Here is a 20,597-nt window from a genome sequence, read left to right as displayed (position 1 = left end):
GCGAACCGTGCCTCCCTCGCGCTTGTTCGATCGTGGAGGGGTGAGGTAGAGAGGAGCCCATGACCTGGCGCTCCTGGAGCGCGCTGGAGCTCAGCGCGGCCTTCGCGGTCGGCGGCAGCGTCCTCGCCGTCGCTGTCCCCGCGTTCTTCCGAAATCTCAGCGCGTCCAAGCTGAGCGAGCCCATCGAGGGGCTCGACCGGCTGGTGACGAGCGCGGTCGTATACGCCGAGTCGCGGCCGCAGGAGATCAGCTTCCCCCCGTCCGCCCCGCTGACGCCGACCCAGGTGCCGCGCGGCGTGCGCGCGGTCGATCCGCCGGAGTCGTGGGAGCACCTCACCTGGCGGTCGCTCGATTTCCGCTTCGAGGGGCCCCACGCGTTCTCCTTCCAGTTCACGAGCGAGGCCGACGCGTCGAAGGCCATGCGCTTCATCGCGACCGCCCACGGCGATCTCGACGGCGACGGCGTGCTGTCCACGTTCGAGGTGCGCGGCGAGCGGATCCCCGGGGAGCCGGCCCGCGTGCTGCCGGGCATGTTCGTGGACCGCGAGGTGGAATGATGGGGGCCCCTCCGGCGCCCGGGCCAGGCGCCCCTCCGGCCCCCTCGCTCGTCGCCCGCCTCGCTGGCGCGCGCGAGGCGTTCGTCGCTGTCGCGCTCTCGGCCGCCGCCGCCGTCGCCATCGGGAGCGTGCGCGCGCCGGCCGCGGACCTGGAGCGGCGGGTCGCCGAGACGTCCGACGTGTATGTCCTGCCGCCGCCGGACGAGGTCGTCACCTTGTCGCTCGGCTACCGCTCCGCACTGGCCGATCTGCTCTGGTCGCACGTGCTCGTCTCGCAGGGCCTGCACACGATGGAGCGGCGCCGGTTCGAGAACCTCACCCTGCTGCTCGACGCCATCAACGCGCTCGACCCGACCTTCCGCGACCCCTACCTGTTCGCGGACGCGCTCATCACGTTCCAGACGAGCGAGACGCCGCGCCACGAGGTCGTGAAGGCGCGCGAGATCATGGAGCGCGGGGTCCAGAACCGCCCCCTCGACGGCGAGCTCTGGCTCGCGCTCGGCCAGTTCGTCGCCTTCATCGCGCCGGCCACGTACCTGACCGATCCCGAGGAGAAGGCGCAGTGGCGCCTCGATGGGGCCCGGATGCTCGCGCGCGCCGCGGAGCTCGGCGGCGGCGACGCGAACATCAGCTGGCAGGCGCTCGGCGGCGCGGGCATCCTGGGGCGCGCCGGCGAGCGAGAGGCGCAGATCCGGTTCCTCCAGCGCACGCTCGCCGTCACCGACGACGAGGAGCTCAAGCAGAAGATCCGCGCGCAGCTCGACAAGCTCCTCGACGCGCGCGACGCAGAGAAGTACCGCCGGCGCCTCGACGGGTTCCGCGACCTCTGGCGGCACGATCTGCCCTTCGTCAGCAACACCGCCATCCTCGTGCTGGGCCCCCCGCGCGACCCGGCGTACTGCGCCGGCGGCGCGCACGCGGACGAGCCGCGCTGCGCGACCACCTGGCGGGCCTGGGCGGAGCGGGTCGAGGGCGAGCAGTGAGCTGCCTCGGGCGCTGAAGCGGCGCGCGCCGGACGCCGGCACGACGCCCGGGCGTCCCCGGAGCGGGCCGAGTGAACCGCCAGAGCCCGCAAGGCCCCTGGACTCGCTGGCAGCGAGTCCGGGGGTCTCTGGCGGCTCTCCAGGCGCCCCTGGCGGCTCTCCTGACGTCCCTGGCGGCTTCTCCCCTGGCGGCTCTCCCGACGTCCCCTGGCGGCTCTCCAGGCGCCCCTGGCGGCTCTCCTGACGTCCCTGGCGGCTCTCCAGGCGCCCCTGGCGGCTGGATGTTCACTCGAACTTGATGGCCGCGGTCTTGGTCTCGCCTGCCTTCACCGTGACGGTGACCGACTTCTTCCCGAGCTCCGGATGGATGAACATCACCGTGTGCGACCCCGCGGAGACACTGACGCCCACCTTGGGCGTGCTCCCCAGCGGCCGCCCGTCGAGCACCACCTTCGAGACCGGGATCGAGTTGATGTTCAGCGTCCCACCGCCAGCAGCAGCCGCAGGCTCCGGCGCTTCCGCCTTCGGCGCGGCGGCCACGGGCTCCGACCTCGGCGCGGCCGGCTCCGGAGCAGGCGCTGGCGCGACGGCGGCCGGCTCGGACTTGCGCGCCTCGTCGAGCGCGATCCGGATCGTCCTCTCGGCCTGCCCGTCCTCGAACGAGATCGCCTGAGAGAAGTCCTGGTACCCCCTCTTCGTCGCCACGATCTTCCAGCGCTCGGACGCGGTGACATCCACCTTGACCGGCGGCTTCTTCCAGGCCGAATCGGGCAGCTTCTTCTCCGTGCCCTTGGCGCTCACCAGCTTGACCGAGGCGCCCGACGTGGCGAGCTCCAGCGTCACCTGCCCCTTCAGCACCTTGAGCGCGACCGCGCCGAGGTCCTTCATCTGGCCCTGGCCGACCTCCACCGTCTGCTCCAGGGGCTCGAAGCGCTCGCCGCCGTCGAAGCGGATCTTGTGCTCTCCCGGCGGCACGCTGATCTCGACGGGGAGCGCGCCCTTCTCCTCGCCGTCGATGAAGACCTTCACGCCGGGCGCGCCCGACGCCTTCACGCCGGTCGTGGTCGACGCGCTGGTGGAAGACCGCTCGGCGCCGGCCGCGTCGAGCGTGATCACGACGACCTTCTCCTTGCCGCCCTCGACGATCTCGACGGCGTCGCGCGGCGGGAAGTCGGGGGCGAGGATCTTGACCACCTTCGAGCCGGGATCGAGATCGCGCACGACGCAAGGCACGGTGTCGCAGCGCTTCTGGCCGTCGAGGAAGACCTCGGCCCGGTCGACGGCGCCGCCGCTCGGGGTCTTCAGGTCGATCGTGAGCGCGCCCTTCTTCGGCACCAGCATGACCACCGCCAGGATGAGCACGGCGACCAGCGCGAGCCCGCCGAGGAGCACGCCCGCCTTGCCGGCGCCCTGCTGCACCACGTGGCGCGGGCGGATCTCCGTCGGCTCGTCCTTGCGCAACGGCGCGCGGAGCCCGAGATCCGGCGGCATCGCCGGCGCGGGCGGGGCGCTCGGGATCGGCGGCGGCGCCGGGACGGGGGTGCGCCCCCGCGAGGCCGACGCCGCGCCGCCAGAGCTCGCGACCAGCGCCGCGGCCGCCTTCGGGATCGCCGGCGAGCCCGCCGCCGGCAGCGCGCTCGAGCGCCCTGGATTGTAGTCGTTCCCCTGCTTGTCGTAGACGTGGGTCGACTCCTCGTCGTCGTCCCAGTTCATGTCGACCGCGGTGCCCTTGGCCGAGCGAGCCTTCGCGTCGTCACCCGCCTTCTGCGGCGGCTTCACCGACGGCAGGCGCACCGGCGGGGGGACCACCGGAGGCAGCGAGCCCGCGGCCCCGCCGACCGGCACCGGCGGCAGCGGGCTCTTCGACGGCAGGGCCGGGGCGCTGATCGCGGGCAGCGACGGCTGGCGCGACCGAGGCGGCACAACGGACGGCAGAGAGCCCGCCTTGACCGAAGGAGGCATCGGCGGCGGAAGCGACCCCGGGCTCGTCCCCTTCGCCGACAGGGGCGGCGGAAGCGACGCCGGACCGGTCCCCTTCTGCGTCACGGCCGGCGGCGGGAGCGACGGCGGCGGGAGCGACGGCGGCGGGAGCGACGCCGGACCGGTCCCCCTCGGCGGCACGGGCGGCGGAAGCGACCCCGGGCTCATCGCCTTCGACGGCACGGGCGGCGGGAGCGACGACGGGCCGGCCCCCTTCTGCGCCACGGGCGGCGGAAGCGGAGACGGCACGCCGCTGGGGAGCGTCGCCGCATGGTTCGGCGGCGGCGGCACCGCCGCGCCGACGAGGGTGCGCGACCGCGCAGGCGGCGAGGGAGGTACGAGGGCGGTGCTCGTGGCGGGCGACTTCTTCTTCGCGAGCCCCTCGAATACGTCCAGATCGCTGCCGCCCTTGTTGTCCGCCATGTTCGAGAACTCCTCAGGATATGCGGCGCCGTTCGCCGCGGCGTCCCGGAAACGGAAACGATCGCGCATGCTCCGCGCGACGAGCGTGAGCTCGATGCACGAGCGCTCGTCGCGGGGAAGCTCGGAGCGCGCTAGAATCCCCTGATCCGCTGCAGCGTACCGCTGGTCCGGTGACTTCGCGAGCGCCATCGGGGGGATCTCGGCGGCAGCGAGGCGCCGCGCGCGCCGCGATCTCGCGCGGATCCAGCGCTCTACCGCCGGCGCCGGCGCCGGCGATGCGGCGCGCGACGTCCGCGGCGCGCGCGACGTCCGCGGCGCTCCGCAATGCGACGCTGCGCGCGCTCCACCACCCGCACGTCGCGCGCGCGACCCCGCCCGGCGAGCCCACGCTGATCCGCGCCGAGATGTCGCAAGCTCCGAAGGATCGCAATCGATGCACCGGCCGACGTGTATTAGTCCGTCGGGCCGCCAGCGCACAAGCGCCTACTGCACGTCAGGGAAGGGCCAAGGCGCCGCCACGCTCAGTGATCGCCGCCTGCCGTTTCCTCTTTCTTCGGCTTTTTGAAGTACCGAACGCGCTTCTGCTGCAGCGGGTACCAGACGCTGTGCGGAACGATCGGTGTGGATTCGAACATCCGGCCAGCGCCAGGCGCCTCGGCGCGCGTGAGCCGGACGGCGCGCGGGCCTGACGGCGGATGGACGGCGGCGCCGGAGAGATCGGTATCGCCGCCGAGGGCCACCGAGAGCGGCCGGGGCAGGTAGATCCGCGAGGAGCAGCCGAGCCCCGCCAGGAAATCCTGGAGCAGCTTGGCGTCGCGCGGGTCGGTGGGCGCCGGGGGTGGCGCCGATGCGTCCGGCGCCAGCGCGGCGCCCGGTGCGCTGGACGGCCCGGCCGCGGCCCGCTCGACGTAGATCAGCATCCCATCCTCGTCGTTGACGCCCAGCGCGGCCACGGCCCTCGCGCTGCCGAGCGCCCCCGTCGCGATCCGGACCGCGTCGCGCACCGGGGAGGCCGGCGAGGCGGAGAAGGACCCGGCCGAGTGCCAGATGCTCGACCCCTCGCCCTGCCCCGCTGCGGGCGCCGCGGCGCCGTCGCTGAAGACCGCCACGGTCGCTCCCGTCCCGGCCGGCGGGGACGCCCCGGGCTCGCCCAGCGGCGCGGCCGTGACGGTCCGCGGGTCCACCTTGAGCACCCGCAGCCGGACATCGGGCCGCGCGGGATCGGGGCGGATCTCGGTGATCGCGAGCGCATAGGGGAAGCCGTGCTGCGGGAGCCCCTGGGTGCGCCAGGCGCCCTCCCCCGCCACGGCCGGCGCGGCGCGTGGGGCGAGGGGCGGCCCCGGCAACAGGTGCCGCAGCGTCATGTAGAAGAAGTCGCGCGCCTCCCGCCGGATATAACGGGGGAAGTTCATCAGGCCCATGCCGCGGATGAGCCGGCGGCCGCGGAACCGGTAGCCCGAGAGCCCCGAGACATCGCCCTCGGTCTCCCATTCCCCCTGGAGCGGGCGCCCCAGCGGCGGCAGCTCGCCGCTCGGCGCCACACGATAGAACTCGAGCCCGCTGTGGCCCGCGTTCATGTCGAGCGCGATCCCGTAGGAGCAGCGGGCCTGGATCATCGCCTGGGCCAGGGCCTCCGGGCTCACGTCGGCGCCATAGAAATAGGCGACGAAGTGCTCCCGGGTCAGGCAGATGCCGGTCCTGACCGTGTGCGTCTTGTCGGCCCACCCGGGCGGCGTGCCTCCCCACCACGTCCGGCCGAAGGGATTCCATTTCTCGTCCTCGACCATGACCGTCATGTTCTGGCGGAACGAGAGCATCCATTCGGGGACGGCCTCGTCCTCCGACCAGCTCCCGAAGACGGTGCTGCCGTCGCGCCGGACGGCCACCGTCGCGGCGTAGGGCTTCGGCGGCAGGTACATCACCCCGTCGGCCATCATGCCGAACTCGCCGTGCATCGCCTGGAAGCCGGCGTTCGACGCGGCGACCACGCGCTTCATGACCTCGGGCGTGCGCGGGATGAGCCCCGGCCCGGCCTCGCCCGTCGCGCCCTTGGGCTCCACCGTGCCCGCCATCATGTGGAGCTCCACCTGACGCGGGTCCCAGAGCGCGATGTAGACGCGCGTCGCCTTGCGCGAGCGGTCCGTCCGGAGGAACGTGGTCATGAACGCCGGCGGGAGCCCGTCGAGCTGGCGCACGAAGGCGTCGCCGCCCTGGGAGTTCCACTGCCCCTCGCCCGGCAGCGGCGGCGTCACCCAGGGCTCGAGCGGCGCCGGCGGCCACCCGATCTCGGGATCGATCGGGATCTGGCGGACGGGCGGATCCAGCGCGCTCTGGCCGAGGTCCGAGGCGATGTCCTCCGCGCCGGTGTCGCCCGTCACCGCCTCCTTGTTGCGGAGGACGAAATCCAGCGCCGTGAACGCCACGGCCTTGACCGTCTGCATCGCGGCGTCGCCGATCACGAGGCGCACCCGGTCGACCGCCCAGGTGACGAGGTTCCCCGGCCGCGCGACCTCGGACGCCTCGGCGCGGATCCACGCGGGCAGCGCCGCGTCGTCCACGCCGCGCACCGGCAGGCGCGCCTCGCGGCCGCCCGCGCGGACGACGACCGCGCTGTCGTCCTCCAGGGCGACCGTGACGTCGCCCGCGTCCGGGGCGTGGCCGCCCCGCGGCTCCTCGGCGCCCGGCGCCTCGGGGAGCGGCTCCTCGGCGCCGCTCTCGCTCCGGGCGAGGTCGATCGCGAAGGTCCGCCGGCCGATCCCGCGCAGCCGGCCTGTCGCCTGCCAGCTCGTGACGGCGTGCTGGAGCCGCTCGACGAGGGACCATTCCGCGCCGCCCGAGAGCGATTGCCCGTCCAGCTCGAGCACGTGCACCGTGGGCGACGCGGCCTCGATCAGCGGGCGCGAGACGTAGGCGAGGGCCTCGTCGCGGAGCACGGGCTTCGACTCGTCCGCGCCGCTCGTCTCGGTGAGGTTGTGGATCGCCGAGACGTCGAGCAGGACGCCCTCCGGCGAGAGCCTCGCGTCGACGAGGTACAGATCGGTGGGCTCCCCGCGCTCGCCGCCGGCGCGCACGCCGCGCGCGCCGCGCACGACCGCGCGCGCGCCTGCGCCGAACGGGCGGAGGCCGCCACGCGGCGGATCCACCCACACCACCTCGCCGGCCGCCGCGGCGATGCCCCGCTCCGCGAGCTCCGCGGCGAGCGCGGTCGAGCGGTCACGAGCGCCTCCGCCGACGTCGGGCGACATCGCCACGGCCGCGGACGCGCAGAGGACGAGGATGCCGATGCGCTCGCGGCGCAGGGAGGGCGTTTTCGGGGACTGCATTCGCGGACAACGCGCGGAAAGGCGGGGCTCCTGCCCGGGCGGTCGAGGACGACCGGACGCGCGCGCGGCAGCCGTTATCACCGTTTTTGTACCGCGGCCAGGTTCGGGGGCGCGCGGCGCTGGCGTCCGCGGAACCGGCGGTGCTACATCGGGCGCGCCCATGTCGAACGCTGACTCGCCCCCTCTCCGCCGCGACGAGGCGCTGACGATAGCGCGCCTCGCTCACCTCGACCTCTCCGCCGAGGAAGTCGAGCGCCTCGCCGGTGATCTCGGCAACATCCTCAGCTACGTCCGGCAGCTCGAGGAGCTCGACGTCTCGGCGGTGCCGCCGACGGCGCACGTGCAGATCGAGCGGCTGCCGCTCCGCGCCGACGAGGAGGCGCCGAGCCTGCCGCGCGAGGTGGCCCTGCGGGAGGCGCCGCGGGTCGAGGACGACGGGTTCGCCGTTCCGGCGTTCGTGGACGAGGGGTGACGCCGATGGACACAGCGATCCTCGATCGATCCATCCCGGAGCTCGCGGCGCTCGTGCAGCGCGGCGAGGTGAGCGCCGAGGAGGTGGCCAGGGCCGCGCTCTCGCGCATCGAGCAGCGCGACGGCGCGCTGGGCGCCTTCCTCACCGTGCAGGGGGAGCAGGCCGTCGCGGCGGCGCGCGCGCTCGACGCGCGGCGCGCGCGGGGCGAGGCGCTCGGCCCGCTCGCCGGCGTGCCGATCGGCCTCAAGGACGCGCTCTGCACCGAGGGTACCCCGACGACCGCCGGCTCGAAGATCCTCACGCGGGCGGCGGCGGGCGGGGGCGGCGCGCCCACGGCGCCCGACCCGGCGCGCGGGTACCGCCCGCAGTTCGACGCGACGGTCGTCGCCCGCCTGCGCGAGGCCGGCGCGATCCTGCCGGGCAAGTGCAACATGGACGAGTTCGCGATGGGCTCGTCGAACGAGAACAGCGCCTTCGGCCCGGTGAAGAACCCGTGGGACCCGTCGCGCATCCCCGGCGGCTCGTCCGGCGGCAGCGCGGTCGCCGTGGCGGCGGGGATGACGCCCGGCTCGCTCGGGTCGGACACGGGGGGCTCCATCCGCCAGCCGGCGAGCCTCACCGGCGTCGTCGGCATCAAGCCGACGTACGGCCGCGTCTCCCGCTACGGCCTCATCGCGTTCGCCTCGAGCCTCGACCAGATCGGGCCGTTCGCGCAGGACGTGAAGGGCGCGGCGCGCCTGCTGGAGGCGATCTCCGGCCGCGATCCGCGCGACGCGACGAGCCTCGACGCCCCCGTGGGCGCCTACGAGGCCGCGTGCGGCCGTGACGTCGCGGGGCTGCGCATCGGGGTGCCCGAGGAGTACTTCGCGAAGGGCATCGACGCGCGGGTCGAGGCGAAGGTGCGGGAGGCCATCGAGGGCCTTCGCGGGCTCGGCTGCGAGATCAAGCCCGTGCACCTGCCGCACACGCGGTACGCCGTGGCGGCCTACTACATCGTCGCGACGGCCGAGGCGTCGTCCAACCTGGCGCGCTTCGACGGGGTGCGCTTCGGGCTGCGCGTGGAGGGCGACCGCGGCGGGAAGGCGGACCTCCAGGGCCTCTACGGCCGGACGCGCGGCGAGGGGTTCGGCCGGGAGGTGAAGCGCCGGATCCTGCTCGGCACGTACGTGCTGTCCGCGGGCTACTACGACGCGTATTACCTGCGCGCGCAGAAGGTCAGGACGCTGATCCGGCGCGATTTCGACGAGGCCTTCCGCGAGGTCGATCTCATCGCGGCGCCGGTCTCGCCGACGGTCGCGTTCCGGCTGGGGGAGCGGGTGGACGATCCGCTGTCGATGTACCTGGCCGACGTCTACACGCTGCCCGCCAGCATGGCCGGGCTGCCCGCGATCAGCGTCCCGTGCGCGACAGCGCAGGCGCCGGACGGCGGGCCTCCGCTGCCCGTCGGCCTGCAGCTCATCGGCCCTGCGCTGGAGGAGGCGCGGCTCTGCCAGGCGGCCTACGCGTGGGAGCAGATCTCCCCGGTGCGCGGGCTGCGCGCGTGCGTGTCGAACGCGTGACGAGCGGAGCGCGCCGATGAGCTCCGCGATCACCGTGGCGGCGGCCGGCCCCGAGCACCTCCCGGGGCTCGAGGCGCTCTTCGAGGCCGCCGGCACGCCCTGCTACTGCCGGTACTACCACTTCGGCGGCACCAACAACGAATGGCTCGCGCGGTGCTCGGACGGCCAGGGCGAGAATCGCCGGGAGTTCGCCGAGGCGCTCGCCTCGGGCAGCGACGAGGCGCGCGGCGTCGTGGCGCTCGCGCCGGAGACGCCGCACGTCGTCGGGTGGCTCAAGGTCGCGCCCGCGGCGGCCGTGGCGAAGGCGTACGAGCGCCGCCTGTACCGCGGGCTTCCGTGCTTCGCGGGCGATCGCGCCGGCGTCTTCCTGATCGGCTGCGCCGTCGTGCACCCGGGCCACCGGCGGCGAGGGGTCGCGACCGCGCTCGTCGCGGGCGCGGTGGAGCTCGCGCCCGCGTGGGGCGCGCGCGCCCTCGAGGCCCTGCCCCGCCGCCCGAAGGAGCCGGTGAGCGACGAGGAGCTGTGGACCGGCCCGGTCTCCGCGTTCACGCGGAACGGATTCGCCGAGGTGCACACGTTCGAGCCGTATCCCGTCCTGCGCCGGGTGTTGTGACAGCGCCGCGGCGGGCCCCGACTGGGGTCGCGCTTCGCTTGCGCGCGCCGGCCGACCAGGTAGTGTCGCGCCCCGCGCATGGCTCCCACGTCCGAGCACCCTGAAGCCGCGGCCCACGACGCCGCCGAGCGGAGCTCCGCCGCCGGCGCAGATCACGCGGAGCCTGCCTCCTCCGCAGGCGCGGCCACGACCGGCGGGAGCGAGCCCCCGGCGTCCGCGGCGGCGGAGTCCTCGCCGACCAGCCGGCGCGCGTCGTCCAGCTCGAGGGGCCGGGTCATCGCGCTCACCGGCGCAGCGTCCTTCCTCGGGCGCAACCTGATCGGGATCCTCGAGGAGGACCCGCGCATCGCGCGCGTGGTGGCCATCGACATCAAGCGGCCGGACACGGGCGGCTCCAAGCTGCGCATGCACACGGTCGACCTGACGGAGCCCGCGTCCGAGGAGCGCGTCGCCGAGGTGCTCGCGGCCGAGCAGGTGGACACGCTCGTCCACCTCTGCTTCCTGTCGTCGCCCACCCCGGCGACCGCCTGGGCCCACGAGCTCGAGTCGGTCGGCACGATGCACCTGCTCCACGGGGCGCGCCAGGCGAGCCTGCGCAAGCTGATCCTCTGGAGCCAGACGATCCTCTACGGCGCGCACCCCACCAACCCCAATTTCCTCACGGAGAAGCACCCGCTCCGGGCGGATCCGGACGAGCGCTTCTTCGCGGACAAGATGGCCGCCGAGCGGGAGCTCAACGCCTTCGGCGCGAAGACCAAGGGCACGACCGTCACCATCCTGCGGACCGCGCCGATCCTCGGCCCGACCGTCCAGAACTACGTCACCCGGTTCCTGGCGCGGCGCCTGGTCATGACGATGCTCGGCTTCGATCCGCTGTGGCAGTTCATCCACGAGGTCGACGCCATCGCCGCCTTCAAGCTGGCCATCGACAGCGATTTCCCCGGGACCTTCAACATCGTGGGCGACGGCGTGCTGCCGCTCTCCACGATCGTGCGCCTCGCGGGGCGGACGGCGGTCCCGGTGCTGCACAGCGCCGCCGGGCCGCTCGTCTCGGCGCTCTGGGCCGCGCACGCGGCGATCGCCCCGCCCAGCTTCCTGCGGTACCTGCGCTATCTCTGCGTGGCGGACGGCGAGAAGGCGGCGCAGGTGATGGGGTTCCGGCCGGTCTACACGACGCGCGAGGCGTTGCTCGATTACACGAGCGCGCAGCGGCTGCGGGACGTGCGCCTGCTGCAAGAGACGCCCGCGTGACGCGGTTCGGGGGGTGAGCGATGGGCACGGAGCACGATCGAGAGCTCGAGGAAGCAGGGGCCGGGAATGGATCGCCGCCGTCGACGCGCGGGCGCCCCGATCGGACGGGGCCCAGGCAGGTCGTGCCGAGCGCCGACGTCGAGGACGAGGAGATCCGGTACCTGGCGCCGATCGGCCCGACGGAGCCCTCGGACGAGCGGAAGACGCAGTCATCCGAGGTGCACGCCCCGGTCGTGCCGGTGACGGCCGAGGAGCTCCAGCGCCAGATCATGGAGCTCGAGGCGCGGCTCAAGCGGATGCTCGCCGGGGGGCCATCGCCCGACGCGAGCGGCGCGGTGGGAGGCATGCCCGAGACCGAGCGGAGCCCGCGCCTGGGCGGAGCGCCCGCCGCGTCGGCCGGCTTCGCCAGCGGGCCGCCGCTGCCCGAGTCCGGGACGGCGCGCGACGTCCTGTCGACCGACTTCTACCTGCGGCAGTGGGGCCGCGCCGGCCTGCGCCGCCGCTCGGAGGAGGTCGACGAGTTCGGCTTCGATCCCAAGTACGAGGCCCGGTACAGGTCGCTCTTCGACTTCCTGCACAGGGTTTACTTCAGGATCGAGATCGAGGGCATCGAGCGTATCCCCGCCGAGGGGCGGTGCCTCGTGGTGTCCAACCATTCGGGCGGGCCCATCCCCTACGACGGGCTCATGCTGCGGGCCGCGGTGCGGCGGGAGCACCCGGCGCGGCGAGAGCTCCGCTGGCTGGCCGACGATTTCGTGTACTACCTGCCGTTCGCCGGCACGCTCATGAACCGGCTCGGGGCCGTGCGGGCCTGCCAGGAGAACGCGGAGCGGCTGCTCGCGGGCGAGCGGCTCATCGCGGTCTTCCCGGAGGGCGTCAAGGGCAGCGGGAAGCTCTACAAGGACCGGTACCAGCTCCAGCGGTTCGGTCGCGGCGGCTTCATCCGGCTCTGCCTGCGCACGCGCACGCCGCTCGTCCCGTGCGCCATCGTCGGGGCCGAGGAGACGAACCCGCTGCTCTATCGGGTCGAGCACCTCGCGCGCGCGCTCGGCATCCCGTACCTGCCCATCACGCCGACCTTCCCCACGCTCGGGCCGCTGGGCCTCGTTCCGGCGCCCACCAAGTGGAAGATCCGCCTGGCCGATCCGGTGCGGTTCGACGCGTACGGCCCGGAGGCGGCGGACGATCAGATCCTGGTGCGGCGCCTCGCGGAGCGCGTGCGCGCGACGATCCAGGGGCTCATCGACGAGACCCTGGCCACCCGGAAGTCGATCTGGTTCGGATGAAGCGATCTGCCGAGGCGAATCCTCACTCCATGCCTGAAACCACAGACGAAGGGGATCCGCCCGCCGGGCCCGAGCGAGCGACGAGCAGGGGCGCGCGGCCGGAGGGCGTGCTGGTGATCGACAAGCCGCGCGGGCCGACGAGCCATGACGTCGTGGCCCGCCTGCGCCGCGCCCTGGGCGTGAAGCGCATCGGGCACGCGGGGACGCTCGACCCGATGGCGTCCGGCGTCCTCGTGGTGCTCGTCGGCGAGGCCACCAAGCTCGCCCCGTACCTGACCGCGCAGGACAAGCGCTACACGGCGCGCGTCGTCCTCGGCGTGGGGACGGACACCCTCGACGCGGACGGGGAGATCATGGCGACGCAGCCCCTGCCGCCGTGGCTCGACGCGGAGCTCGGCGCCCTCGCCGGGGCCGGCGGGCCTCTCGGCGGTGAGGCGCTCGCGCGCGCGGCGCCGCGCATCGCCGCCGCGATCGACGCGGAGCGGGCGCGGCGGGAGCAGGCGCCGCCGGCCTACTCGGCCATCAAGGTCGCCGGGCAGCGCAGCTACGCCCTGGCGCGCGCCGGCCAGGCGGTGGAGCTGTCGGCGCGGGCCGTCGAGGTCCGGTCGCTCGAGGTGACCGGCGCCTCGCGCGGCGTTCTTGGTGCTGCACCTGCCGCGGGCGCTGCGCCGGCGACTGGCGCTGCACCTGCCGCGGGCGCTGCGCCGGCCACCCTCGATCTCGAGCTCGGGGTGAGCAAGGGCTATTACGTGCGCTCGCTGGCGCGCGACCTGGGCGCGCACCTCGACGTCCCCGCGCACCTGTCCGCGCTCCGGCGCACGGCGAGCGGCAGCTTCACCGTCGAGCAGGCCGTGTCCCTCGACGCCGGCGCCGAGGCGCTGCGCGCTTCGCTGCGCCCGCTCGCCGACGCAGCCGCCGCGAGCCTCCCGGTCGCCCGCTTGACCGAGCACGGCGCCCGGCGCGCGCGCATGGGACAAGCGCTCACCGAATCCGACTTCTCCATGGTTCCTGCGCACCCCGGCGCCGCTGTATGGCTCGATCCGGACGGGGTTGTCGTAGCGCTCGGCGCCTCGGAGGTCGCCGATGAGGACGCCGGTGAGGGCCATCCAGCGCCATCGCCCACTCGGTTTTCCGTCCTGCGCGGTTTTTCTGGAGCGCCCGACATGCGTGGGAATGCTGCTAGATAAGAGAAACCTACAGCACACGGCAATTCCCTGGACTTCGGCAGATCTACGGCGCATGTCACTGGCGGCGCTCGGCAGGATCGGTCGAGCTGGGGAGTCCGCCTTCGGGCGAGAGCGGCAAGAACGCGTGGTTCCATCGTCTCCTGAGATTTCGCGTCCCGGTCCGGTTGCGCTCCCCTCGCCTGTTCCGTTACGATTCGTCCGTTAGGAGCCTCTGTTTGAGTCCCGATTTCGTTCCATTGCCAGCGCTCGGCGCTGCAGTTCTCTCCGCTGTACTTGGCTCGCTGTTCGTCGGCGCCGACACCGCACTGACGACGTTGAGCGCGACGAGGCTCGGCGCGCTGATAGAGCAGGCGACGGGCCCCACGAAGGCCGCCTACGAGCGGATTCGTCAGGAAGACGCCAAGCTCCGTTCCCGCTACCTGCTCGGCTGGGTCGTCTCGACCAGCCTGACGGCCGCCTGCTTCGACCTCTTCTTCCGGCGGACTGTCCCTGGCGCTGCGCTCTATCTCGGGCTGGCGACGACCATCGTCCTCAGCGGAGCCCTTTACGAGGTCAGCTCCACGCTGGGCCGCAAGCACGCCGATCGGGCCGCATCGATGGCGGTCCGCTTCTTGCGCCCTCTCGAAATCGCGATGCTGCCGCTCGCCGTACCGCTCGGCTGGATCGGCTCCAAGCTGGGGCCGCGGGATGGTGAGCAGCCGTCGGACCCGAGGGTTGCCGAGGCGGAGGTCGAGATCCTCGTCGATGAGGTCGAGCGTTCCGGTCTCTTCGGGCGAGAGCCGGCGGAGATGATCCGGAATGTGCTCGAGTTCGCCGATCTCACGGCGCGGGACGTGATGGTGCCGCGATCCAAGGTCGAGGCCATCGAGATCTCCACTCCGCTCGAGAAGGTGCTGGAGATCGTCACCGAGAGCGGGCACTCGCGGTATCCGGTCTACAAGGATCAGACCGACAACATCGCTGGTCTCCTCTACGCGAAGGACCTGTTCAAGGTCCTCGAGGAGCGCCGGCTCAAGAACACGACGCTCCGGGAGATCACGCGGAGCCCGGCCAATTTCGTCGCCGAGTCGCAGCCCCTCTCCTCGCTGCTCCGGGAGATGAAGAGCCGGAGACAGCACCTCGCCATCGTGGTCGACGAGTTTGGCGGGATGTCGGGGATTGTCACCCTGGAGGACGTGCTCGAGGAGATCGTCGGAGACATCCGGGACGAGCACGACGAGACGGACGACGGCGCTGCCATCCAGGATCTGGGCGACGGGCGCCTGGTCGCCGACGCGGCCGTATCGATGAGCGATCTCTCGGCCTATCTTGGCGCCGAGCTCGACCGTGAGGGCAAGTACGAATCTCTCGGCGGGATGCTCACGCAGCACGTGGGCAAGGTGCCCGAGGTCGGCACGGCCGTGAGCAAGTTCGGCCTACGCTTCATCGTGCGCGACAGCGACGAGCGTCACATCGGCAAGGTCGAGATCGTCCGCCCCCGCGCCATGGGCGCCGGCGGCGCCGCCTGACCCCCCCACGCCGACCCGGCGTGCAGGAGGGGGCCCATCGCCGCCCCCTCCCCCTGGATCGCGAACCCAGCCCCGCCCGCCGCGCGGTGCTTCAGATCTGCCGCGGCCGAGCGGCGCGCGCCCGCACAGGAGACGGGCCCAGATCGGCGTTTTCGGCGCGCAAGCGCACTCCGGTGCGCTGAGCACCGAAAACGTCGAGATGGGCCCGTATCCGAAGCGGGCGCGTGCCGCTCAGCGGGCGAGGGAGATTTTGTGGAGCTCGTTCGCGAGATCGTCGCCCTCCTTGATGAGGCCGGGCGTCTCTTCGACAGGGTTGTCCTTGTTCCCGTCGAGCGTCTTGCGGATGTCCGCCATCGCGCTGGCGAGCCTGAAGACCATCTGCTCGCTCGTGAGGCCTGCAACGGACTGAGGATCGACCGGGAGGGCCTGCAGATCGCCGCCGGCGATGTCGCCCTTCGTCCAGCGGGTGGCCTCCTTCTCGGCGGACTTCAAGCCCTGCTGCGTGCGCTCGAGGCGGCTCACCGTGTACTTCGCCGGCCAGTCCTTGCCGAACGGGAACGGCGCCTTGTTGGGAACGAGCTCGGCCAGCGTCTTGTCGCCGTCCCGGCGGAAGACCACCGAGAAGTTCACGACAGGCTCCTCCTGCTCCTTCCACGATTTCTCGACGGGCGCCTGCGCGGCCGAGAGGACGTTCTTGAGGCTGTCCTTGGTCTTGTTCAGATCCTGGACCGCCGTGGTGTAGGCGAGGACCTGGCGCATCACCCGCCCCGGGAGGCTGCCGATCTGCTTGCCCTCCAGGTTGGTGGCATCGAACGGAACGTTGATGCCGCCCAGCTCGGCCACGAGCTGCGCGGGGAACTTCTTCCCCTCGAGCGCCGCCCGGCCCGCATCGAGCTTCTCCTTCAGCTCCACCATCTTCTCGTTCGCGGCCTTCACGTCCTTCTCGAGCGCCGCGGCACCGTCGACCGCGAGCTTGCCGCGATCGCCGCGCTCCTTCGCGCCGCCGATGGCGAAGCCCACGCCGATGCCGACGATCGCCGCGAGACCGGCGTAGAGCGCCGTCTTCTTCGAGGCCTTCCGCCGCTCCTGCTCGACCTCCTCGCCGACCTCGACCTTGATGGTCTGCGCGGCGGCCGTCGGCTTGGGCGGAGGCGTCTGGATCACAGGACGCGGCGCCGGCGCGAACGGAGGCAGCGGGATGCCTGGCGAGATCCCGGGCGGGGGCGCGATGCCCCCCACGGAGGGCATCGGCGGCCTCACGCTCGGATGCGGCGAGGGCACGCCGACCGGGCCCGCGTTCATGTCGGGAGGCGGCCCCGATCCGGGCTGCGGGCCAGGCATGGGAAGGGGGACGGCCGCTCCCGGCGCCCCGCCTATCGCCGTTTTGCCAAGCCGAGCCTTCAGATCGATTTTGCTCTTCTTCTTTTCTTCAGCCATCGGCTCCTCGAGGACGGGATCGCTGCACCACTTCGCGCTGAAAACTCCAGCTCGCCCGAGGGAATCGACCCACCACGGCCCGAACCGGAGCTGCCCCTGCGCGAGCGGCAACAGAAGACGACACGGGCCGGCCTCCAACAGACCGACATGGGAGCGGGGAGGGAAAGATCTGCAACACGACGGGAGCGCCGGGCGAGCGGACAACCCGCCGGGCACGTTAGCGGCGCGCCGCCTGGAATGTCAACGCGATGGCGATCTCAGCGCGGGATGTGTTTCGACAGGCGATCCCCTGGCCGCACGGGCCACCCGGCCCCACGGCAGCCCCCGCCGGCCCGCGGCGGCGCCCTCGCCGGGTCTGCGCCGGCGTCCCCCGCCCATCCTGCGGGCGACCGCCGGCAATCTGGCCCTCGGCGAAGGGACCGGGTAGGAAGCAGGGGGTTCATGGGCTCGTTCAAGTTCGGCGGGGGTCGGCCGCCGCGGCTCCGCTCTCCTTCCGGTTCCGGCAGCGGACCGCAGGCGCCGCCAGCTTCATCCACCGGCAAATCCACCGGCAAATCCACCGGCAAATCCACCGGCAACAGACCGCAGGCGCCGCCAGCGGCTTCGTCTGGCGACGGGCGGCAGGCGCCCCCCTCGCCTTCCAGCGGCGGGCGGCAGGCGCCGCCCCCTCCTGCGTCCAGCGGGGGCCGGCAGGGGCCGCCCCCGCGGCGGCCATCGCTCCGGATGGAGGCCCGGCGGGTCACGAGCTTCGATGGAACCGACATCACCTACCGCGTGACGCCGCCGCCGTTCGAGGGGGCGAAGACGGTGGTTCTGGTCAACGGGCTGGGCGGGCCGTACCTCGCCTGGCGAGCGCAGATCGAGTACCTCTCCGACCAGTACCGGTTCATCACGTGGGATTACCGCGGGATGTACGCGTCGAAGCGCCCGTCACCGGACGTTCCGGGCGCCTATGCGGTCGCGAACCATGTCCGCGACCTGGAGGCGATCCTCGCCGTCGAAGGGATCCGGCACGGCGCGCTGATGGGATGGAGCGTGGGCGTCCTGGTGGCGCTGGAGGCGTTCCGCAGGCTCCCGGGGTTCGCCGCGAACCTGGTCCTGCTGAACGGCACCTACCGCCGGCCGCTGGAGACGATGGGGCCGCTGCCGGGGCTCGGGCGGCTCTTCCCGCCGTTCGTGGCGTTCGCGGCGCGCGCTCACACGCTGGCGGCCCGGATGACGGGCAACACCATCGTGCCGCCGGACGCGGTGCTCTGGCTGAAGCGAATGGGGCTGCTCGGCAAGACGCTCGACAGCGAGGCGTTCGCCGAGCTCGTGCAGCCGTTCGGCCAGCTCGCCATGGACGCGCTCTTCAGCAACCTCCGCGCGCTGGACGCCCACGACGCCGAGCACGTGCTCGAGCAGATCGACGTCCCGACGCTGCTCATCACCGGTGACCGCGATGCGTTCACCCCGCGGGCGCTGGCGCAGTCGATGGCGCGCCGCATCCCGATGGCGGAGATCCTCGTGGTCCGCGGCGGGACCCACACCACCGCGGTCGAGTTCCCCGAGCTCGTGTCGCTCCGGATCGAGCGCTTCTTCGCCGACCACGGGTTCTAGTGCCGCCCGCCTGGCCCGAGGTCAGGCGGGCGCGCGCCGCTCACTTCCTCAGGAGGTCCGCGAACGGGTTGTTGCGGAAGCCGCCCGACGAGCTCCCCTGCCCCTTCCCTTGCTGCTGCCCCTGGGCCGGCCGGCGGCCGTCGCCGCGATCGTTGCGGCCGCGCGCGTCGCCGCCGGCGGACGGGCCGCCCGCCTGGGGACGCGCGCCGGCGGGAGCGCCGCCCTTCTTCGCGGTGAGCGAGATGCGCTTGCGCACGAGGTCGACCTCGATCACACGCACCTTGATCTTGTCGCCCACCTTCGCGACCTCGTTCGGGTCCTTCACGAACCTGTCCGCGAGCTGCGAGACGTGCACGAGGCCGTCCTGGTGGACGCCGATGTCGACGAAGGCGCCGAACGCCGTGACGTTGGTCACCACGCCCTCGAGCTCCATGCCCGGCTTGAGATCCTCCATGGTCCGCACGTCGTCGCGGAACTTCGGCGGCTCGAACGTGGCGCGCGGGTCGCGGCCCGGCTTCTTCAGCTCGCTCAGGATGTCGTTCAGCGTGAACGAGCCGACGTCGCCGGCCTCGTACTTCTTCGGATCGATCCGCGCGATGGCCGCCGTGTCGCCGATGAGCGACCCGACGGGCACGCCGAGGTCCGCCGCGATGCGCTCGACGAGGCCGTAGCGCTCCGGGTGCACGGCGCTCGCGTCGAGCGGGTGCTCCCCGCCCCGGACCCGCACGAAGCCCGCCGCCTGCTCGAACGTCCGCGGGCCGACGCCGGGCACGTCGAGCAGCGCCTTGCGGCTCTTGAACGCGCCGTTCAGGTCGCGGTGCGCGACGATCTTCTTCGCGAGGCTCGGGCCGATGCCGGCGACGCGGGCGAGCAACGGGGCGCTCGCGGTGTTGAGCTCGACGCCGACCCGGTTGACGCAGCTCTCGACCACCTCGTCGAGCTTCCGCGCGAGCAGCCCCTGGTAGACGTCGTGCTGGTACTGGCCGACGCCGATGCTCTTCGGGTCGACCTTCACGAGCTCCGCGAGCGGGTCCTGCAGCCTGCGGGCGATGCTGATCGCGCCGCGCACCGTAAGATCGAGGTCGGGGAACTCCTCGCGCGCGACGTCGCTCGCCGAGTAGACGCTCGCGCCCGCCTCGCTCACCGGGACGCAGAACAGCTCCGTCAAGCCCTCGGACGCGAGCACGTCCTTCGCGAACGCCTCGGTCTCGCGGCCGTGCGTGCCGTTGCCCACCGCGACCGCGCGCAGCGGGTACTTGCGGCAAATGCGGCGCAGATCCTGGCGCGCGCGCTCGAGCGCGTCGCCGCTCCCGACGAGGTAGATCGTGGTGTGCTCGAGGAGCTTGCCCGTCTCGTCGACGACGGCGCACTTGCACCCGGTGCGCTGGCCCGGGTCGATGCCGAGCACCGCCTTCGTGCCGAAGGGCGCGGCGAGGAGGAGCTCGCGGAGGTTCTGGGCGAAGACCTCGACCGCGGCGCGATCGGCCTGCATCTTGAGGTCGACGCGCACGTCGCTCTGGACCGCCGGGAGCAGCAGCCGCTTCACGGCGTCGTCCGCGGCCTTCGTGAGCTCCCCGGCCCACGGCGATTTCGGCTTCAGCCCCACCGCGGCGTGGATCGGCGCGACGAGCGGCTCGGGCGCGAGCTCGATCGAGGCGCGGAGCACGCCCTCGGCCTCGCCGCGGCGGATCGCGAGGTAGCGGTGCGACGGGATATTCGCGACGGGCTCCTCGAAGCTCCCGTACATGTCGAACTTCGTCTGCTTGGCCGCGTGCTCCTCGTTCTTCTGGACCTTGATGACGCCTTCCTTCACGTAGGCCTCGCGGACGAGCTTGCGCACGTCGGCGTGCTCGGCGATGCGCTCGGCGCAGATGTCGCGCGCGCCGGCGAGGGCGGCCGCCGCGTCGGGGACCTCCTTCTCGGCGCTGACGAACGCGCGGGCCTCCTCCTCGGGGCTGCCGTCGCCCGGCTGCGACCACATGCGCTCCGCGAGCGGCTCGAGGCCCCGCTCCTTCGCGATGATGGCCCGCGTGCGGCGCTTCGGCTTGAAGGGGAGATAGAGGTCCTCGAGCTCGGCCTTGGTGCCGCAGGCGCGGATCTTCGAGGCGAGCGCGTCGGTGAGCTTGCCCTGCTTCTGGATCTCCGCGAGCACCGTGGCGCGGCGCTCCTCGAGCTCGATCAGGTAGGCGCGGCGCTCCTCGATGGCGCGGATCTGCACCTCGTCGAGCCCGCCGGTCGCTTCCTTGCGGTAGCGGGCGATGAACGGGACCGTCGCCCCCTCGGCGAGCAGCTTCGCCACCGCCGAGACCCCCTGGCGCGGGAGGCTCAGCTCCTCGGCCAGGAGCGGGACCGGATCGAACGAGCTGTCCGCGCGGCTCGGGACAGCGACAGGGCTCTGCGTCTCAGTCATGGGCGCGGC

General features: G+C 72.9%; 14 protein-coding genes. 10 read left to right on the top strand and 4 right to left on the bottom strand.

Annotation, left to right across the window (positions count from 1 at the left end; translation table 11 throughout):
• Positions 1-59 precede the first annotated feature (59 nt).
• Together ACSRUE_RS26765 and ACSRUE_RS26760 are read left to right on the top strand one after the other, a co-directional pair.
• Entirely contained in the window at positions 60-557 is a 498-nt protein-coding gene (locus ACSRUE_RS26765) for a hypothetical protein (RefSeq protein ID WP_441286061.1), read from the top strand.
• The gene (locus ACSRUE_RS26760; RefSeq protein WP_441286060.1) at positions 554-1,540 is read left to right on the top strand and encodes a hypothetical protein; all 987 of its coding nucleotides are present in this window, start codon (positions 554-556) and stop codon (positions 1,538-1,540) included. The genes ACSRUE_RS26765 and ACSRUE_RS26760 overlap by 4 nt, the downstream gene beginning before the upstream one ends.
• A gap of 285 nt (positions 1,541-1,825) precedes the next feature.
• On the opposite strand, the gene ACSRUE_RS26755 is transcribed toward ACSRUE_RS26760, so the two are convergent.
• Together ACSRUE_RS26755 and ACSRUE_RS26750 are read right to left on the bottom strand one after the other, a co-directional pair.
• Entirely contained in the window at positions 1,826-4,132 is a 2,307-nt protein-coding gene (locus ACSRUE_RS26755; protein ID WP_441286059.1) for a PEGA domain-containing protein, read from the bottom strand.
• Between the two features lie 332 nt (positions 4,133-4,464).
• The gene (locus ACSRUE_RS26750; protein WP_441286058.1) at positions 4,465-7,266 is read right to left on the bottom strand and encodes a hypothetical protein; all 2,802 of its coding nucleotides are present in this window, start codon (positions 7,264-7,266) and stop codon (positions 4,465-4,467) included.
• A gap of 160 nt (positions 7,267-7,426) precedes the next feature.
• On the opposite strand from ACSRUE_RS26750, the gene gatC reads away from it, so the two are divergent.
• The 7 genes from gatC to ACSRUE_RS26715 all read left to right on the top strand — a co-directional run bounded on the left by gatC (position 7,427) and on the right by ACSRUE_RS26715 (position 15,142).
• Positions 7,427-7,738 carry an Asp-tRNA(Asn)/Glu-tRNA(Gln) amidotransferase subunit GatC gene (gene gatC / locus ACSRUE_RS26745; RefSeq protein ID WP_437767020.1) on the top strand — a complete coding sequence of 104 codons (312 nt, stop codon included), beginning with the start codon at positions 7,427-7,429 and terminating at the stop codon, positions 7,736-7,738.
• Between the two features lie 5 nt (positions 7,739-7,743).
• Positions 7,744-9,297 (top strand): Asp-tRNA(Asn)/Glu-tRNA(Gln) amidotransferase subunit GatA, encoded by a 1,554-nt coding sequence (gene gatA / locus ACSRUE_RS26740; RefSeq protein WP_441286057.1) that lies wholly within the window; start codon positions 7,744-7,746, stop codon positions 9,295-9,297.
• A gap of 16 nt (positions 9,298-9,313) precedes the next feature.
• A complete protein-coding gene (locus ACSRUE_RS26735) occupies positions 9,314-9,910 on the top strand; it encodes a GNAT family N-acetyltransferase (protein ID WP_441286056.1) in 597 nt (198 codons plus the stop codon).
• Between the two features lie 78 nt (positions 9,911-9,988).
• Positions 9,989-11,161 (top strand): NAD-dependent epimerase/dehydratase family protein, encoded by a 1,173-nt coding sequence (locus tag ACSRUE_RS26730; protein ID WP_441286055.1) that lies wholly within the window; start codon positions 9,989-9,991, stop codon positions 11,159-11,161.
• Positions 11,162-11,181: 20 nt separating this feature from the next.
• Entirely contained in the window at positions 11,182-12,447 is a 1,266-nt protein-coding gene (locus ACSRUE_RS26725) for a lysophospholipid acyltransferase family protein (RefSeq protein ID WP_441286054.1), read from the top strand.
• Positions 12,448-12,476: 29 nt separating this feature from the next.
• Entirely contained in the window at positions 12,477-13,634 is a 1,158-nt protein-coding gene (locus ACSRUE_RS26720; protein WP_441286053.1) for a tRNA pseudouridine synthase B, read from the top strand.
• 164 nt (positions 13,635-13,798) lie between these two features.
• The gene (locus tag ACSRUE_RS26715) at positions 13,799-15,142 is read left to right on the top strand and encodes a hemolysin family protein (RefSeq protein ID WP_441286052.1); all 1,344 of its coding nucleotides are present in this window, start codon (positions 13,799-13,801) and stop codon (positions 15,140-15,142) included.
• 231 nt (positions 15,143-15,373) lie between these two features.
• On the opposite strand, the gene ACSRUE_RS26710 is transcribed toward ACSRUE_RS26715, so the two are convergent.
• Positions 15,374-16,690 (bottom strand): formin, encoded by a 1,317-nt coding sequence (locus ACSRUE_RS26710; RefSeq protein ID WP_441286051.1) that lies wholly within the window; start codon positions 16,688-16,690, stop codon positions 15,374-15,376.
• A 612-nt stretch (positions 16,691-17,302) separates the two neighbouring features.
• Between ACSRUE_RS26710 and ACSRUE_RS26705 the strand changes: the two genes are divergently transcribed.
• The gene (locus tag ACSRUE_RS26705; RefSeq protein ID WP_437767012.1) at positions 17,303-18,178 is read left to right on the top strand and encodes an alpha/beta fold hydrolase; all 876 of its coding nucleotides are present in this window, start codon (positions 17,303-17,305) and stop codon (positions 18,176-18,178) included.
• Between the two features lie 40 nt (positions 18,179-18,218).
• On the opposite strand, the gene ACSRUE_RS26700 is transcribed toward ACSRUE_RS26705, so the two are convergent.
• Positions 18,219-20,588: a Tex family protein gene (locus ACSRUE_RS26700; protein ID WP_441286050.1), complete on the bottom strand. Its 2,370-nt coding sequence runs from the start codon at positions 20,586-20,588 to the stop codon at positions 18,219-18,221.
• Positions 20,589-20,597 lie beyond the last annotated feature (9 nt).

Source organism: Sorangium sp. KYC3313, from assembly GCF_052075895.1.
GTDB lineage: Bacteria > Myxococcota_A > Polyangia > Polyangiales > Polyangiaceae > Sorangium > Sorangium cellulosum_B.
This window is presented reverse-complemented; position numbering and strand designations above follow the sequence as displayed.

Coding starts and splice junctions, on each gene's coding strand:
- ACSRUE_RS26730 (WP_441286055.1), top strand. CDS start 9,989: ATGGCTCCCACGTCCGAGCACCCTGAAGCCGCGGCCCACGACGCCGCC.
- ACSRUE_RS26760 (WP_441286060.1), top strand. CDS start 554: ATGATGGGGGCCCCTCCGGCGCCCGGGCCAGGCGCCCCTCCGGCCCCC.
- ACSRUE_RS26755 (WP_441286059.1), bottom strand. CDS start 4,132: ATGGCGCTCGCGAAGTCACCGGACCAGCGGTACGCTGCAGCGGATCAG.
- ACSRUE_RS26735 (WP_441286056.1), top strand. CDS start 9,314: ATGAGCTCCGCGATCACCGTGGCGGCGGCCGGCCCCGAGCACCTCCCG.
- ACSRUE_RS26765 (WP_441286061.1), top strand. CDS start 60: ATGACCTGGCGCTCCTGGAGCGCGCTGGAGCTCAGCGCGGCCTTCGCG.
- ACSRUE_RS26720 (WP_441286053.1), top strand. CDS start 12,477: ATGCCTGAAACCACAGACGAAGGGGATCCGCCCGCCGGGCCCGAGCGA.
- ACSRUE_RS26705 (WP_437767012.1), top strand. CDS start 17,303: ATGGAGGCCCGGCGGGTCACGAGCTTCGATGGAACCGACATCACCTAC.
- gatA (WP_441286057.1), top strand. CDS start 7,744: ATGGACACAGCGATCCTCGATCGATCCATCCCGGAGCTCGCGGCGCTC.
- ACSRUE_RS26725 (WP_441286054.1), top strand. CDS start 11,182: ATGGGCACGGAGCACGATCGAGAGCTCGAGGAAGCAGGGGCCGGGAAT.
- gatC (WP_437767020.1), top strand. CDS start 7,427: ATGTCGAACGCTGACTCGCCCCCTCTCCGCCGCGACGAGGCGCTGACG.
- ACSRUE_RS26750 (WP_441286058.1), bottom strand. CDS start 7,266: ATGCAGTCCCCGAAAACGCCCTCCCTGCGCCGCGAGCGCATCGGCATC.
- ACSRUE_RS26700 (WP_441286050.1), bottom strand. CDS start 20,588: ATGACTGAGACGCAGAGCCCTGTCGCTGTCCCGAGCCGCGCGGACAGC.